Genomic DNA, 14,519 nt, shown 5'->3' with positions numbered 1-14,519 from the left:
ACGATCGCATCTACGAAGGGAAGCCCTCGAATCGCCCGAAAATACGAGGGTGATCGGAGGCTAGTCCTCGTAATCGCGCGAACGGAGCCCCTCCAGCACCACATCGGTGATCATGCCGAGGGCGCTCCAGTCCACAAGCCGGCCCCGCCGGATCTCCGCGAGCGTGGCGATCTCCACGAAGGTGCGCTCCCCGTCCCCGGCGACGCCGTACGGGCCGGGCGCCGAGCGCAGCCGGTCCAGCTCCTCCTCGGTGATCTCGGCGCCGAAGACGTGCGCGGTGTGCGCCGACAGCGTCGGGTTGAGCTGGCGCGTCCCGTGGTCGCGCAGCCGTCCGGGCGGGAGCGTGAGGCCGGTCTCCTCGGCCAGCTCGGCCAGGGCGGCCCGCCGCGGGTCGGTGGCGGCGAGCGGGTTGTGCCCGCCGGGAGGCTCGTGGACGTAGCCGTCGGGCGTCGCGGCGGGGCTGCGGTACTCGCGCACCAGCACCACCGTGGTCTCATCCGGACTGGGTCCCGGCCGGTAGGGCACGACGACGCAGATGCCCGGACGGGCGATCACCATCTCGTTGTCCTTGATCCGGTCCTCCGCCGCTACCCGCATCCTCACGTGCAGTCCCCAGTGCAGGCCGAAGCGCCAGACGACGCGGGCGCCGAGCAGGGTGTTGCCCGCCTCGCGCTGCGCCCCGTACCACCGCTGGAACGTGTCGGTACGCCACAGCAGCAGCGGCACCTCCCTTTCGCCGCCGTTACGGGACGCTCCCGCGCCGATCCGGTCCAGCGCCGCGGCCACGGTGCCGGGAAGGTCGGTGGCCGTGGGCACGCCGTGCTTGGCGGCGTAGTGCAGCAGGTAGCGGTTCTTGGGCGCGTCGGGCGGGGCGCCGAACACCGCGCGCCCGCTGTCGTGCCACATGCCCCATTCGACGTTGGTGGTGAAGGCGGGCATGGTCCTCAGCTCGCGCGGCACGTAGAACAGCACCTCGTCGGCCAGGTGCAGGCAGCGTTCCTCCCACTCGATCTGGGCGGCGTGGTCGTCGTGCGCGCCGTTCCGGTACTCGGGGACGAACACCACCAGGCGCCCCTCGTGCCGCCAGCGTTCGCGCAGCTCGTCCAGGGCTGCGGGCCGCCAGGAGGCGACCTGCGGCGAGCGCGGCGTCGGCCCCGCCAGGAAGATCGCGGCATCCCAGCCGTCCGGCGGCTCCTCCAGCGCGGACACGGTGATCACTTCGGGGCCCATCGGACGTACCTCCCGGAGAGAGAGCCGCCACGGCGGCGACAGGACGCACAGTGAGACGCGGGCCGTGCTTGGACGGATGCCCCACGGGTAAAGGGCTTCACAACAGGACGAGATCGCCCGGTCAAGAGGAGAAGGTCATGACTGGGACCGTGCGAGTACCGCGCAGCCGGGGCGCCGTCAGCGGGATCCTGCTCGTGCTGCTGGGCCTGTGGGGCGGCCTGCTGCCCTTCGCCGGCCCGTACGTCGACTTCGGCTTCGCCCCCGACGAGACCTGGGTCTACGACACCGACCGGCTCCAGCTCAGCGTGGCCCCCGCCGCGGCCACCGCGCTCGGCGGCCTGGTCACCCTGCTCGCGGCCAACCGCGCGATCGCGATGATCGGCGCCGGGCTGGCCGCGCTGGGCGGCGCCTGGTTCGTGGTCGGGACCCAGGTCGCGGCGCTGTGGGACGTGCCGGGCCCCGGGGCGCCGCTGGGCACCGGTGAGGGGCGGCGGCTCGCCGAGCAACTGTCCGGATTCGCCGGGCTCGGGGTGGTCGTGGTGTTCCTGGCCGCGCTGGCGCTGGGCCGCCTCGCCGTGGTCGGCATCCGGGACGTCGCGGAGCTGGACGAGGATGCCGGCTACGACTACGGTGACGGCGGTCTGGGCGCGGGCTACCGCCCGGCGACCCCCGCGAGCGGCACCGCCCCGACGGGCCCGAGCGGCACCACGCAGCCCATTCCCGCGCCGTCGTTCGGACGGTACTCGCGCGAGGCCACGGCCGGTCCGGGCGACCCTCCCCCGTACCAGGGCGGCCTGCCCGACCCCGCCGACCGGCATGTGGCGGGAGAGCACCGCGACCAGCCGCGCACCTGAACTCCGGCCCACCTCGTGAGGCCGCGTCAGCGGCGCCTGGTGCGCATCTTGCGGACGCTGTGAGTGGTCTCGTAGCTGCGCTTCTCGTCGTCCAGCGGGATGTCGTCGCGGTCGGTGAACATCGCGACGAAGGCCACCAGCAGCCCGACCCCGCCGATCCACGGCTGCTTCCAGGTGAAGCCGAGCGCCACGCACCCCACCGCGACCGCCAGCAAGAGCAACAGCTTCACGCCGGACCCCTCGATCGTCGATCACCAAGTAAGCGATAGGTTATCGCGTTTCGGCCCGGGAGCCGAGGGGCCGCGGGGTGGCGCTACCTGCGCTTGCCGCGCTTCTCCCGGATCTTCATGGTGATGTCCAGCGGGGTGCCGGGGAAGCCGAACTCCTCGCGCAGCCGCCGCTCGATGAACCGCCGGTAGCCCTCCTCCAGGAACCCCGTCGTGAACAGCACGAACCGGGGCGGACGCACCCCCGCCTGCGTGGCGAACAGGATCCTGGGCTGCCTGCCGCCGCGGATCGGATGCGGATGCGAGTTCACCAGGTCGGTGAAGAACTGGTTGAGCTTGGACGTCGGCACCCGGGTGCCCCAGCCGTCCAGCGCCGTCTCGATCGCCGGGACCAGCTTCTCCATGTGCCGCCCCGTGCGGGCCGAGATGTTCACCCGCGGCGCCCAGCGCACGTGGTGCAACTGCCGGTCGATCTCGCGCTCCAGGTAGTAGCGGCGCTCCTCGTCCAGCAGGTCCCACTTGTTGTACGCCATGACCAGGGCCCGGCCCGAGTCGATCACCATGGACACGATGCGCAGGTCCTGCTCGGCCAGCGGCTCGCTGGTGTCCACCAGCACCACCGCCACCTCCGCGCGTTCCAGCGCCGACCGGGTCCGCAGCGTCGCGTAGAAGTCGGCGCCCTGGTTCTCGCGGTACCGCCGCCTGATCCCCGCCGTGTCGATGAACCGCCAGGTCCTCCCGCCCAGCTCGATCAGCTCGTCCACCGGGTCGCGGGTGGTGCCGGCGACCGCGTCCACGACCGCCCTGTTCTCCCCCGCGAGCTGGTTGAGCAGGCTCGACTTGCCGACGTTGGGACGGCCCAGCAGCGCCACCCGGCGCGGCCCCCCGGCCTCCTCGAACGTCTCCGGCGGAGCCTCCCGCGGCAGCGCGTCGAGCACCGCGTCGAGCAGGTCGCCGCTGCCCCGCCCGTGCAGGGCGCTGACCGGCCACGGCTCGCCGATGCCCAGGCCCCACAGCAGCGCGGCGTCGGCCTCCCCGGCCTGGTCGTCGACCTTGTTGGCGGCCAGCACCACCGGCTTGCCCGAGCGGCGCAGGATCTCCACCACGGCCTCGTCCACATCGGTGGCGCCGACCGTCGCGTCCACGACGAACAGCACCACGTCGGCCAGGTCGACCGCCATCCGGGCCTGCTCGGCGATCGCGGCGGCCAGCCCGGAGGACTCCGGCAGCCAGCCGCCGGTGTCGACGACGGTGAAGCGGCGCCCGTTCCAGGTCGCGTCGTAGGCGACCCGGTCGCGGGTCACGCCGGGCACGTCCTCCACGACCGCCTCGCGGCGCCCGATGATCCGGTTGACCAGCGTCGACTTGCCGACGTTGGGACGCCCCACCACCGCCACCACCGGCGTCGGCGGCTCCTCGGGCACGGCGCCGTCCAGGTCCCCGGGGACCGTCTCGATCTCGTATTCGGTCACTGTGTTCGCTCTTCGGCTCTGGTCGCTGCTGTGGTCTCGGTCGCGGACTCGGCGAGGCGGACGACTGCCGCGACGACCTCCTCAAGGCTCATCGCGGAGGAGTCGATCTCCTCCGCGTCCGCCGCCTTGAGCAGGGGGGACGCGGTACGGGTGGAGTCGAGCCGGTCGCGGCGGGCCTGCTCGGCCTGCGTCACCTCAAGGGTGGCGCCCGGCTCGGCGGCCAGATCCTTGGCGCGGCGCTCGGCGCGGATCTTCTCGCTGGCGGTCAGGAACACCTTGACCGGCGCGTCGGGCGCGACGACCGTGCCGATGTCGCGTCCCTCGACCACGATCCGCCCGTCGCCGATGATCCGGCGTTGCAGCGCCACCAGCCGCTCCCGCACCTCCGGCACCCGGCTGACCGCGCTGACCGCGTTGGTCACCTCGCGGGTGCGGATGGGCTTGGACACGTCCGTCCCGTCCACGGTGATGGTCGGATGATCGGGGTCGGTGCCGACCTCGATCACCGGCTCTCCGGCGCGGGCCGCGACCGCCTCGGCGTCCTCCACCGGGACGCCCTGGCGCAGCATCCACCAGGTCATCGCGCGGTACATCGCGCCGGTGTCGAGGTAGCGCAGGCCCAGCGCCCTGGCGACGCCCTTGGACACGCTGGACTTCCCCGACCCTGACGGGCCGTCCATGGCGATGACGAGCGGCACGGATGTTCCCTTTCTTCGCGGCGTGACGAGGCGGGCGGCGGGGCATGCGGCCGCCGCCCCCGATCGCCGCTGCCTGCTGTGCCCCCGGTGAGTCCTAACGCGTCAGGCTACCGTCCCATGCCCACCCCCCGCGCCACGGCGAGAACCGGCGCCCTCGCGGAGGAAGGCCCGCTCCGCTCAGCACCCCCGTGGGGGATAACCCCCACACCCCCACCACAAGCAGGCTGACCACCGCCCTCCACTCCGCTCCGGGCGGCGGCCAACACCCCAGTGGGGGATAACCCCCACACCCCCACCAAAAGCGGGCTGACCGCCGCCCTCCGCTGCGCTCCGGGCGGCGGCCAACACCCCAGTGGGGGATAACCCCCACACCCCCACGACGGGCAGGCTGAGCCCCGCCCTCCGCTGCGCTCCGGGCGGGGCTCAGCCAGGCACGGACCAGCCGCGGGCGCGTAGTTCGGCGGCGAGGGTCTCGGCCGCCTCGGGCCTGACGGAGATCTCCAGGATGCCCAGCGGGCGTCCGGGCGAGTGCTCGATGCTGACGTCCTCGATGTTGACCCCCGCGACGCCCGCCGCCTGGAAGATCATGCCCAGCTCGCCGGGACGGTCCGGGATCACGACCTGCACCACGGCGTAGCTGGTCTGCTCGCCGCCGTGCTTGCCGGGGATGCGGGAACGGCCCGCGTTGCCGCGCAGCAGCAGGTCGGCCACGTGCGTGGCGGCCTCGTCGCTGCCGTCGCGCAGCAGCGAGGCGGCCACGGCCAGGTCGGTGGCGACGGCCTCCAGCACGTCCGCGACGGGACGGGCGTTGGCCGACAGGATGCCGATCCACAGCCGGGGGTCGCTGGCCGCGATCCGGGTCACGTCCCGCACGCCCTGCCCGGCCAGGCCCAGCGCCACGTCGTCGGCGCCGGTGAGCCGGGCGGCGACGGCGGCCGACACCACGTGCGGCCCGTGCGAGACCAGCGCCACGGCGCGGTCGTGCTCCTCGGGCCCCACCTCCACGGGCTCGGCCCCGCAGGCGCGGGCCAGCGCGGTGACGGCCTTCAGTGCCTCGGGCGAGGTCTCCCCGGTCGGGCACAGCGCCCAGGGGCGTCCCAGGAACAGGTCGGCGCGGGCGGCGGCGGGTCCGGACCGCTCGCGCCCGGCGAGCGGGTGGCCCGCGACATAGGACGACAGGTCGCAGCCCAGCTCGGCCGCCTGGCGCAGCGGCAGCGCCTTGACGCTGGCCACGTCCGTGTACGCGGTGGCCAGGCCGCGTTTCTGGGCGTCCAGGAGGGTGACGGCGACGGCTGCGGGCGGCACCGCGAGCACGGCCAGGTCGGCCGGCCCCGCGGGTGACCCCCCGGTCGCACCGTCGGGCAGCGCCTCGCCCGCGCCCAGCTCCACCGCGATCCGCAGCGCGGCCTCGTCACGGTCGGCCAGCAGGACCTCGGTGCCCCGCCCGCGCATGGCCAGGGCGATCGACGTCCCGATCAGCCCGGTCCCGATCACGACGATCCGTGCTGGTGTCCCCTCGTCAGCCACGGCACCAAGCGTAGTGGCACCGGAGCACCGTTCCGGGCGCTACTGGGCGATGTCCAGCCGCAACGCGGTCGCGCCGCGCAGGTAGACGTGCTGGATCCTCTCGCGGGGCAGGTCGGTCTCCACGTGCGCCATCAGCCGGATCGCCCGGGGCAGGGCGTGCGGCACCGCGATCTCCGACGCGCACAGCAGCGGCACCTCCTGGAAGCCGAGCTTGCGCGCCGCCAGCGCCGGGAACTCGGCCACCAGGTCGGGTGTCGTCGTGAACAGCACGCTGATCACGTCGTCGGTGGTGAGCCTGTTGCGCGCCATCACCTCGGTGACCAGCTCCGTGGTCGCCGCCAGGATCTGGTCCCGGTCGTCGGCGTCGACCTGCGTCGCCCCCCGGATCGCGCGTACCGCCACGTCGTCGTCCCTCCTCGTCCTCGCCGCCGTCCCGGCTACAGGTCCACGGCCTTGTACAGCTCGCCGACCTCGGTGACGGTCAGCGCGCGCATGGTGCCCGGCCGCAGCGAGCCCAGCCTGATCGGCCCGAACTGGACGCGGGCCAGCCGCTGGACGGGGAAGCCCGCCGCCTTCAGCAGCCGCCGGACGATGTGCTTGCGGCCCTCGTGCAGGGTGATCTCCACCAGCACCCGCTTGCCCACCTGGTCGAACACCCTGAACTGGTCGGCCTTGGCCGGGCCGTCGTCCAGCGTCAGCCCGGCGCGCAGCCGCCTGCCCAGGTCGCGCGGGATCGGCCCGTGGATCTCGGCCAGATAGGTCTTGGGGACGCCCCAGCTCGGGTGGCTGAGCCGGTGCGAGAGCTCGCCGTCGTTGGTGAGCAGGATCAGCCCCTCGGTGTCGGTGTCGAGCCGGCCGACGTGGAACAGCCGCTCGGGCACCTCCACGAAGTCGGCCAGCGACTTGCGTCCCCGCTCATCGGACATGGTGCTCACCACGCCGCGCGGCTTGTTGATGGCGTAGTAGCGCATCTCGGCGCGGGTCTCCACCCGGCGGCCGTCGACGTGGATCACGTCGCGTTGCGGGTCGACACGTTCGCCGAAGCGGAACACCTTCTCCCCGTTGACGGTGACGCGGCCCTCGCCGATCAGTTCCTCGCAGTGGCGGCGGCTGCCGATCCCGGCCTCGGCCAGGACCTTCTGCAGTCGTACGCCCTCGTTGTCCTTCACTGTCCCTCAATGATGTCTTCTGGCAGGTCGTCGGGCAGGTAGGGCGCCAGCTCCGGCAGTTCGTCCAGATTCCGCAGGCCCAGCCGTTCCAGGAAGTACCCGGTGGTGCGGTACAGGTGCGCCTGGGTCTCCGGGTCCTGGCCGGCGTCCTCGATCAGGCCGCGCAGGGCCAGTGTGCGGATCACCCCGTCGCTGTTGACGCCCCGGATCGCCGAGACCCGGGCGCGGCTCACCGGCTGCCGGTAGGCGATCACGGCCAGCGTCTCCAGCGCCGCCTGGGTGAGCCGGGCCTGCCGGCCGTCGGTGACGAAGCGCTCCACGACAGGGGCGCAGGCGTCCCTGGTGTAGAACCGCCAGCCGCCGGCGACCTCTCTGAGGTCGAACCCCCGGCCCTGCTCGGTGTATTCCGCCGACAGCTCGCGCAGGGTGGCGGCGACCTCGTGGGTGGGCCGCTCCAGTAGCTGCGCCAGCGTGATCTCGGCCACGGGCTCGTCCACCACCAGCAGGATCGCCTCGATGGAGGCGCGCAGCCCCGGCAGCCCCTCACCGCCGGGGGTGCCGCCGCCGTCGGCGGCGGGCCGGTCAGGGGGTCCCTCATGCATCGGAATCGTCCTTCCGCTCCTTTCGATCGGCGTCCCGGGGCGGTGAGCCCTCGTAGGCGTCCCCGATCTCGATCTCGCCCTCGTCGGTCCCCGTCCAGGTGACACGCAGCTCGCCCAGCGGCTCGGGCTGCTCGAACGCCACCGCCCGCTCCCGGTACAGCTCCAGCAGCGCCAGGAACCGCGCGACGATCTCGAACGTCCCCTCGCAGTCCTCGATGAGCACCTGGAAGGTCGTGGCGCGCAGGGCCCGCAGCCGCTCCACGACGACGGCGGCCTGCTCCCTGACGGTGGTCTGCGCCTGGTAGATGTGCTCGACCGACACCGACGGCGGCGCCTTGGGGGTCAGCGCCCCGGCGGCCAGCCGGGCGAACTGGTCGGGGCCCAGGCCCAGCAGCACCTCGGGCAGCAGGTTCGCGAACCGCGGCTCCATCGGCACCGTCCGCGGGAAGCGGCGTCCCTGCTCGGCGATGCGGGCGGCGAAGACCTTGGCGACCTCCTTGTACGCGCGGTACTGCAACAGCCGCGCGAACAGCAGGTCGCGGGCCTCCAGCAGGGCCAGGTCCTCCTCGTCGTCGACCTGGCCGGACGGCAGCAGCCTGGCCGCCTTGAGGTCGAGCAGGGTGGCCGCGACCAGCAGGAAATGGCTGGCCTGGTCCAGGTCCCACTCCTTGCCGTGGGACCGGATGTGGGCGATGAAGTCGTCGGTGACCTTGTGCAGCGCGACCTCGGTGATGTCCAGCTTGTGCTTGGAGATCAATCCCAGCAGCAGGTCGAACGGTCCCTCGAAGTTGTCCAGGTGGACCTGGAAGCCGCGCGCTTTCTCGGCGCCCGGCTCCGGCGAGGTCTCGTCCACGTCACTCACGGTAGCCGAGCCCACCCGATACCCCTCCAAAGAACGCGACGCCACAGCTTACGGCAGCGCGGGGCCGGTGCGGGTCAGATCCCGCACCGGCCCCGCGCGCGGTGTGTCAGACCTTGGCCTTCTCCAGCTCGCGCCAGCGCACCAGGACCTCGCGGGCCAGGCCGCGATAGGCGTTGGCGCCCATGGAGTTGGGGTCGAAGAAGGTGATCGGCTCGCCCGCCACGGTGGCGTCGGGGAACCGCACGGTGCGGTTGATGACCGTGTGGAACACCTGGTCGCCGAACGCCTCGACGATGCGGCCCAGCACCTCCCGGGTGTGCAGGGTCCGCGAGTCGTACATGGTGCCGAGCACGCCGTCGATCACCAAGCCGGGGTTGATCCTGCCCTGCACCTTGTCGATGGTCTCCATCAGCAGCGCCACGCCGCGCATCGCGAAGTACTCGCACTCCAGCGGGATCAGCACCCCGTGGCTGGCGGCCAGCGCGTTGACGGTGAGCAGGCCCAGCGACGGCTGGCAGTCGATGAGGATGTAGTCGTAGTGCGGCACCGCCGACTTCAGCGCCTGCGACAGGATGTACTCGCGGCCGACCTCGTGCACCAGCTGCACCTCGGCGCCGGACAGGTCGATGTTGCTGGGGAGCAGGTCCATGCCGTCGACGCCGGTGTCGATGACGACGTCCTCCCAGTCGGTGTCCGACTCCAGCAGGAGGTTGTGGATCGTCATGTCGAGCTGGCGCGGGTCGCCCTTGCCCAGCCCGACCGACAGGGCGCCCTGCGGGTCGAAGTCCACCAGCAGGACCCGGCGGCCGTACTCGGCGAGCGCGGCGCCCAGGTTGATGGTGGTGGTGGTCTTGCCGACCCCGCCCTTCTGGTTGCAGATGGAGACGATACGGGCCGGGCCGTGCTCGGCCAGCGGCGCCGGCTCGGGGAACTCGGGCACGGGACGCTGGGTCGGCCCGAGGGCGCGACTCGGATCGGTCTCAATGGTGGCAGAGGAGAGGACCCCCCCTGTGGTCTGTGTGCTCGTCACCAGATCCCTCCCCGGTGGCGCGAAGATGCCATCCAGGACCGGGACTCTAGGGGTTGACACCACCCGTCACAAGCCGACGCGCGCATTGGTAGCGATTTGCCGGGTTGCCCCCGGGCAGCGCCGTACGCCTCCCCTCGGCGCCCGGTCACGCTCGGGTCAGCCTCGCGCGCGTGGGTGGGAGGTCGCGTAGACCTCGCGCAGTAGCTGCACCGTCACCAGAGTGTAGACCTGCGTGGTCGTCACGGAGGCGTGTCCGAGCAACTCCTGCACCACCCGCACGTCGGCGCCCCCGTCCAGCAGGTGCGTGGCGAACGAGTGCCGCAGCGTGTGCGGGGAGACGTTGGACAACTGGGCGCGTTCGGCCGCGGCGCGCAGCACCATCCACGCGCCCTGCCGCGACAGCCGCCCGCCGCGCGCGTTGAGGAACAGGGCCGGCCCGCCGCGTCCCGCCTTCGCCAGCTCGGGACGCGCCCGGACGAGGTAGTTCTCCACCGCGCGCCGCGCGTAGTCGCCGATGGGGACGACGCGGGACTTGCCGCCCTTGCCCGCGACCCGCGCGAAGCCCTCGTCCAGGTCGAGGTCGTCGACGTCCAGGCCGACGGCCTCGGAGATGCGTGCGCCCGACCCGTACAGCAGCTCCAGCAGGGCACGGTCGCGCAGCGCCCGCGCCGCCTCGGCGCCGCCCGCCTCGCCCCCGGCCCCCGCCGCGGCCAGCAGCCGTTCCACCTCGCCGATCGAGATGGCCTTGGGCAGGCGCCGCGGCGGCGTGGGCGGCTTGACCTCGCGCGCCGGGTCGGTGGCGGTCATGCCCTCGCGCAGCGCGAACCGGTGCAGCCCGCGGACGGCGACCACGGCCCTGGCCGCCGACCCGGCCGCCAGCGGCGGGTGCTCGTCGTCGCCCTCGCGCAGCCCGACCAGGAACTCCCGGACGTCGTCCTCGGTGACCTGGCCGATGGCGGTGCGGCCCCGCCCCGCCAGGACGCTGACGTACCGGCGCAGGTCGCGGCGGTAGGAGCTGAGGGTGTTGGCGGCCAGGCCCCGCTCCACGGCCAGATGCCCCAGGTAGGTCCGCACGGCCGCGGCCAGGGGCGAGGGGTCTCCGGCGGTCCCGTCGTGCGGCTGGCCGGCGCCGGGCCGCGCGAGGCTCCGGCCGGTCGTGCTCGGTGACAGTTGCGGCACCTCATTCCCGGGCGGGGTGGCCGAGTGGGTCGCTGCCCATCATGCCCCCTCGCGCAGGGTGAGGGGACGCCAACGCCGGCTCCGGCCGCCGGGCTCAGCCCTCGGGTGCTCCCACCGGGCGCAGGCCGCGATAGCCGCGGGCGCGCGCGGCGTGGACGGCCAGGATCCCGGCCGCGGCGATCATGTTGTGGATCTCACCGGCCAGCACCTTGCGGACCGCCTCGTCCAGCGGCACCCACACCAGCGGCATGTCCGCCTCCTCGTGCACCCGCCTGAAGTCGATCTCGTCGGCGGGCACCTCCTCCGGGTCGCGGGCCAGGAAGATCCGGACGCGCTCGTCCGACATCCCCGAAGAGGGGAACAGGTCGACCAGCACGTCCCACCGGCCGGCCCGGTACCCGGCCTCCTCCAGCAGCTCCCGCGCGGCCAGCACGTGCAGCGGCTCGCCCGGGACGTCGCGCAGCCCGGCCGGGGCCTCCCACAGCAGGTACCCGGCGGGGTGCCGGTACTGGCGGAGCAGCAGCACCCGGTCGGCGGCGTCCACGGCCAGGATGCCGACCGACCCCGGATGCTCGATCACGTCCCGGTGGACGACCTCGGTGGCGTCGCCGTTCGGCATCCTCACCGAGTCGCGGCGGACGCTGAAGACCCGGCCCTGGAACTCGCGGGACGCCTGCACGACCTCCCACCGTTCCGGGCGGTCCCGCACGTCCTCCACGCCGAGCACGGCGGAACCCCCGCCGCTCCCCTCCGCCGTCATGAGGTGGTCACCGCGCCCGCGCCGCCGCGCGCCTCGGCGTAGTCGAGCGCGGCGGCGACCAGCCCGGCGAACAGCGGGTGCGGGCGGGTCGGGCGGGAGCGGAACTCCGGGTGCGCCTGGGTTCCCACGAAGAACGGGTGCGTCTCGCGGGGCAGCTCCACGTACTCCACCAGCCGGCCGTCCGGCGACAGGCCGCTGAAGCGCAGCCCCGCCTTCTCCAACTGGTCGCGGTAGGCGTTGTTGACCTCGTACCGGTGCCGGTGCCGTTCGGAGACCTTCGCGCTCCCGTACAGTTCCCGCACGATCGACCCCTCCTCCAGGTCGGCCGGGTACAGGCCGAGCCGCATGGTCCCGCCCATGTCGCGCTCGCCCGCCACCACGTCGACCTGGTCGGCCATGGTCGCCACCACCGGGTGCGGGGTGGCCGGGTCGAACTCGGCGCTGCCCGCCTCGGGCAGGCCGCCCTGGTTCCGGGCCGCCTCGATGACCATGCATTGCAGGCCCAGGCAGATCCCCAGCAGCGGGACGCGGTTCTCGCGGGCGTGCCGGATCGCGCCCAGCTTGCCCTCGATCCCGCGGACCCCGAACCCGCCGGGGATGAGCACGCCGTCGACGCCGTCCAGCTCGCGGCGGGCCCCTTCGGGGGTCTCACAGTCGTCGCTCTTGACCCAGCGGATGTTGACGCGGGCGTCGTTGCCGAACCCGCCGTGCCGCAGCGCCTCGGTCACCGACAGGTACGCGTCGGGCAGGTCGATGTACTTGCCGACCAGCGCGATCGTCACCTCGCGCGCCGGGCGGTGCACGCGGCGCAGCAGCTCGTCCCAGGCGCCCCAGTCGACGTCGCGGAACGGCAGGTCCAGGCGGCGCACGACGTAGGCGTCCAGGCCCTCGGCGTGCAGCACCTTGGGGATGTCGTAGATGCTGGGGGCGTCCACCGCCGAGACCACGGCCTCCCGGTCGACGTCGCACATCAGGCTGATCTTGTTCTTCAGCCCGTCGCTGATCGGCCGGTCCGAGCGGCACACGATCGCGTCGGGCTGGATGCCGATGGAGCGCAGCGCGGCCACCGAGTGCTGGGTGGGCTTGGTCTTCAGCTCGCCCGAGGGCCCGATGTAGGGCAGCAGCGACACGTGCAGGAAGAAGCAGTTCTCCCGGCCGATCTCGTGCCGGATCTGGCGGACCGACTCCAGGAACGGCTGCGACTCGATGTCGCCGACCGTGCCGCCCACCTCGGTGATCACGATGTCCACCTCGGGTTCGGCGTGCCCCGCCCGGGAGGACGACCCCCCGGCGGTGGCCATGCCCCGGATCCGGTCCTTGATCTCGTTGGTGATGTGCGGGATCACCTGGACGGTGTCGCCGAGGTAGGCGCCGCGCCGCTCCTTGGCGATCACGTTGGAGTAGACCTGGCCGGTGGTGACATTGGCCGATCCGTGCAGGTCGGTGTCGAGGAACCGCTCGTAGTGGCCGACGTCCAGGTCGGTCTCGGCTCCGTCGTCGGTCACGAAGACCTCGCCGTGCTGGAACGGGTTCATCGTGCCGGGGTCGACGTTGAGATAGGGGTCGAGCTTCTGCATCGTGACGCGCAGGCCGCGCAGCGTGAGCAGCCGGCCAAGGCTGGACGCCGTCAGGCCCTTGCCGAGGCTGGAGGCGACGCCGCCGGTGACGAAGAGATGCTTGGTAGGACGAGTTCTACCAGTGGCTGCCGAAGGCAAGGAGGCGCTCCCGTGGTCGTAGCGATGCGGACGGTACCGCGCTGAGCCCTCACCGGCCTCCGCGGGCCGGACGCTGCCGCGCCCCTGGGCGGGCCGGGTACGAGAGACTCAAGGTCCACGGGCCACCAGGATAACAGGGCCGGAAGGGGGCGGCGTCCGCGTCGTGCCCGTCCGGGCGCGACCGGCCGCGCGTCATGGACGCCCCGCCCGCTCCCACGGACGAATCGGGCGTGACGGGACGTTCACGGCCGACGATCCGGCGGCCGGGCCCCGTCGGCGCCGTCCCCGCGTCCCGGGGAGGCCGGGAGCGGGGCGGGCGGATCAGAGCGGGTCAGATCCGCGGGGCGGCGGTCGGCATGATCGTGCGGAGCTGCCGGGTGAGCTCGTCGATCAGCGACCGGGCCTGGTCGGCGGCCTGGCGGGCGGCGTCGCGCTCCTGGGACAGCTCGGCGATCGCGGCGCGCTGCTCGGTGACCGCCTGGGCGAGCTGGTCGACCCACTGGTCGCGTTCCTTGAGCTTCTCGCTGATCGCGTCGCGCTCGGCGGCGACCTGCCGCATCGCGCTCGCGGCCTGGTCGCGCTCCCGGCCGGCCTGCTCGGCCTGCCCGCGCGCCAGCGTGGTCTCCGACTCCGCGCGGGCCTGGGCCTGGACGGCGGTGTCGCGCTCGCGCTCGGCCTTCTTGGCGGCCTCAAGCGACTGCGCGGCGGTGTCGAGGGCCTGCTGGCGCTCGGCCTCGGCGGTCTGGGCGCGGCGCCGGGCGTCCTCGGCCTCCTTGGCGGCGGCCGCGGCGGAGTGCTGGAGGTTCTGGGTCTTCATCTCCGCGTCGGTGAGCTTGGCGCGCAGGCCGGACAGATCGGCGTGCGCCGCCTCCAGCGCCCGCGAGAGCTCGGCGGCCTGGTCCTTGAGCCGGTCGCGCTCGGCCTCGACGGCGCGCCTGGCGCTGGCGGCCTCCTCAAGGGCCCGCTCGGCCTGCTCCAGCCCCGCCTGGGCCTTCTCGGCCTGGGCTCGGGCCTGGTCGGCCTGGGCGCGGCCCTGCTGGGCCTGGTTCCAGGCCGCCGCCGCGTCGCGCTGCGCGGACTCCTTCTCGGCCTGGATCGCCTGGACCTGGGCGGTCTTCTCCGCCTGGATGGCCTGGACCTGCGCGGTCTTCTCGGCCTGGATGGCCTGGATCTGGGCGGCGGCCTCCTTCTGCG

General features: G+C 73.2%; 14 protein-coding genes and 1 pseudogene. 1 reads left to right on the top strand and 14 read right to left on the bottom strand.

Annotation, left to right across the window (positions count from 1 at the left end; genetic code table 11):
- Nucleotides 1–60: 60 nt before the first annotated feature.
- Nucleotides 61–1,230, bottom strand: a complete 1,170-nt coding sequence (locus tag QSK21_RS06030; RefSeq protein WP_285694228.1) for a nucleoside 2-deoxyribosyltransferase domain-containing protein — start codon at nt 1,228–1,230, stop codon at nt 61–63.
- A 137-nt stretch (nt 1,231–1,367) separates the two neighbouring features.
- Between QSK21_RS06030 and QSK21_RS06025 the strand changes: the two genes are divergently transcribed.
- Entirely contained in the window at nt 1,368–2,084 is a 717-nt protein-coding gene (locus QSK21_RS06025; RefSeq protein WP_285694227.1) for a hypothetical protein, read from the top strand.
- A gap of 26 nt (nt 2,085–2,110) precedes the next feature.
- On the opposite strand, the gene QSK21_RS06020 is transcribed toward QSK21_RS06025, so the two are convergent.
- The 13 genes and pseudogenes from QSK21_RS06020 to QSK21_RS05960 all read right to left on the bottom strand — a co-directional run.
- Nucleotides 2,111–2,314: a hypothetical protein gene (locus tag QSK21_RS06020; RefSeq protein WP_285694226.1), complete on the bottom strand. Its 204-nt coding sequence runs from the start codon at nt 2,312–2,314 to the stop codon at nt 2,111–2,113.
- Nucleotides 2,315–2,397: 83 nt separating this feature from the next.
- Nucleotides 2,398–3,783: a ribosome biogenesis GTPase Der gene (gene der, locus QSK21_RS06015; RefSeq protein ID WP_502871516.1), complete on the bottom strand. Its 1,386-nt coding sequence runs from the start codon at nt 3,781–3,783 to the stop codon at nt 2,398–2,400.
- Nucleotides 3,780–4,481 carry a (d)CMP kinase gene (cmk, locus tag QSK21_RS06010; protein ID WP_285694225.1) on the bottom strand — a complete coding sequence of 234 codons (702 nt, stop codon included), beginning with the start codon at nt 4,479–4,481 and terminating at the stop codon, nt 3,780–3,782. The genes der and cmk overlap by 4 nt, the downstream gene beginning before the upstream one ends.
- Before the next feature lie 423 nt (nt 4,482–4,904).
- Complete coding sequence (locus QSK21_RS06005; RefSeq protein ID WP_285694224.1) at nt 4,905–6,008, bottom strand: prephenate dehydrogenase; 1,104 nt, start codon at nt 6,006–6,008, stop codon at nt 4,905–4,907.
- Nucleotides 6,009–6,047: 39 nt separating this feature from the next.
- Nucleotides 6,048–6,410 carry a chorismate mutase gene (aroH, locus tag QSK21_RS06000; RefSeq protein WP_285694223.1) on the bottom strand — a complete coding sequence of 121 codons (363 nt, stop codon included), beginning with the start codon at nt 6,408–6,410 and terminating at the stop codon, nt 6,048–6,050.
- 35 nt (nt 6,411–6,445) lie between these two features.
- Nucleotides 6,446–7,177 carry a pseudouridine synthase gene (locus tag QSK21_RS05995; RefSeq protein ID WP_285694221.1) on the bottom strand — a complete coding sequence of 244 codons (732 nt, stop codon included), beginning with the start codon at nt 7,175–7,177 and terminating at the stop codon, nt 6,446–6,448.
- A complete protein-coding gene (gene scpB / locus QSK21_RS05990) occupies nt 7,174–7,779 on the bottom strand; it encodes an SMC-Scp complex subunit ScpB (protein ID WP_285694220.1) in 606 nt (201 codons plus the stop codon). The genes QSK21_RS05995 and scpB overlap by 4 nt, the downstream gene beginning before the upstream one ends.
- Nucleotides 7,772–8,632 carry a segregation and condensation protein A gene (locus QSK21_RS05985; RefSeq protein ID WP_285694219.1) on the bottom strand — a complete coding sequence of 287 codons (861 nt, stop codon included), beginning with the start codon at nt 8,630–8,632 and terminating at the stop codon, nt 7,772–7,774. The genes scpB and QSK21_RS05985 overlap by 8 nt, the downstream gene beginning before the upstream one ends.
- 115 nt (nt 8,633–8,747) lie before the next feature.
- On the bottom strand, nt 8,748–9,734 hold the full coding sequence (locus QSK21_RS05980) for a ParA family protein (protein ID WP_502871515.1): 987 nt from the start codon (nt 9,732–9,734) through the stop codon (nt 8,748–8,750).
- A 93-nt stretch (nt 9,735–9,827) separates the two neighbouring features.
- The gene (gene xerD, locus QSK21_RS05975) at nt 9,828–10,757 is read right to left on the bottom strand and encodes a site-specific tyrosine recombinase XerD (RefSeq protein WP_285694300.1); all 930 of its coding nucleotides are present in this window, start codon (nt 10,755–10,757) and stop codon (nt 9,828–9,830) included.
- A gap of 187 nt (nt 10,758–10,944) precedes the next feature.
- Nucleotides 10,945–11,610: an NUDIX domain-containing protein gene (locus QSK21_RS05970; RefSeq protein WP_285694218.1), complete on the bottom strand. Its 666-nt coding sequence runs from the start codon at nt 11,608–11,610 to the stop codon at nt 10,945–10,947.
- Entirely contained in the window at nt 11,607–13,325 is a 1,719-nt protein-coding gene (pyrG, locus tag QSK21_RS05965; RefSeq protein ID WP_285694217.1) for a CTP synthase, read from the bottom strand. Before pyrG ends, QSK21_RS05970 begins: the two co-directional genes overlap by 4 nt.
- 331 nt (nt 13,326–13,656) lie before the next feature.
- A pseudogene (locus tag QSK21_RS05960) lies at nt 13,657–14,519 on the bottom strand (chromosome segregation ATPase); the annotation flags it as partial.

The organism is Actinomadura sp. NBRC 104412, from assembly GCF_030269515.1.
Taxonomy (GTDB): domain Bacteria; phylum Actinomycetota; class Actinomycetes; order Streptosporangiales; family Streptosporangiaceae; genus Spirillospora.
Note: the sequence above shows the minus strand (reverse complement) of the source record. Positions and strands in the feature narration are given on the sequence as shown.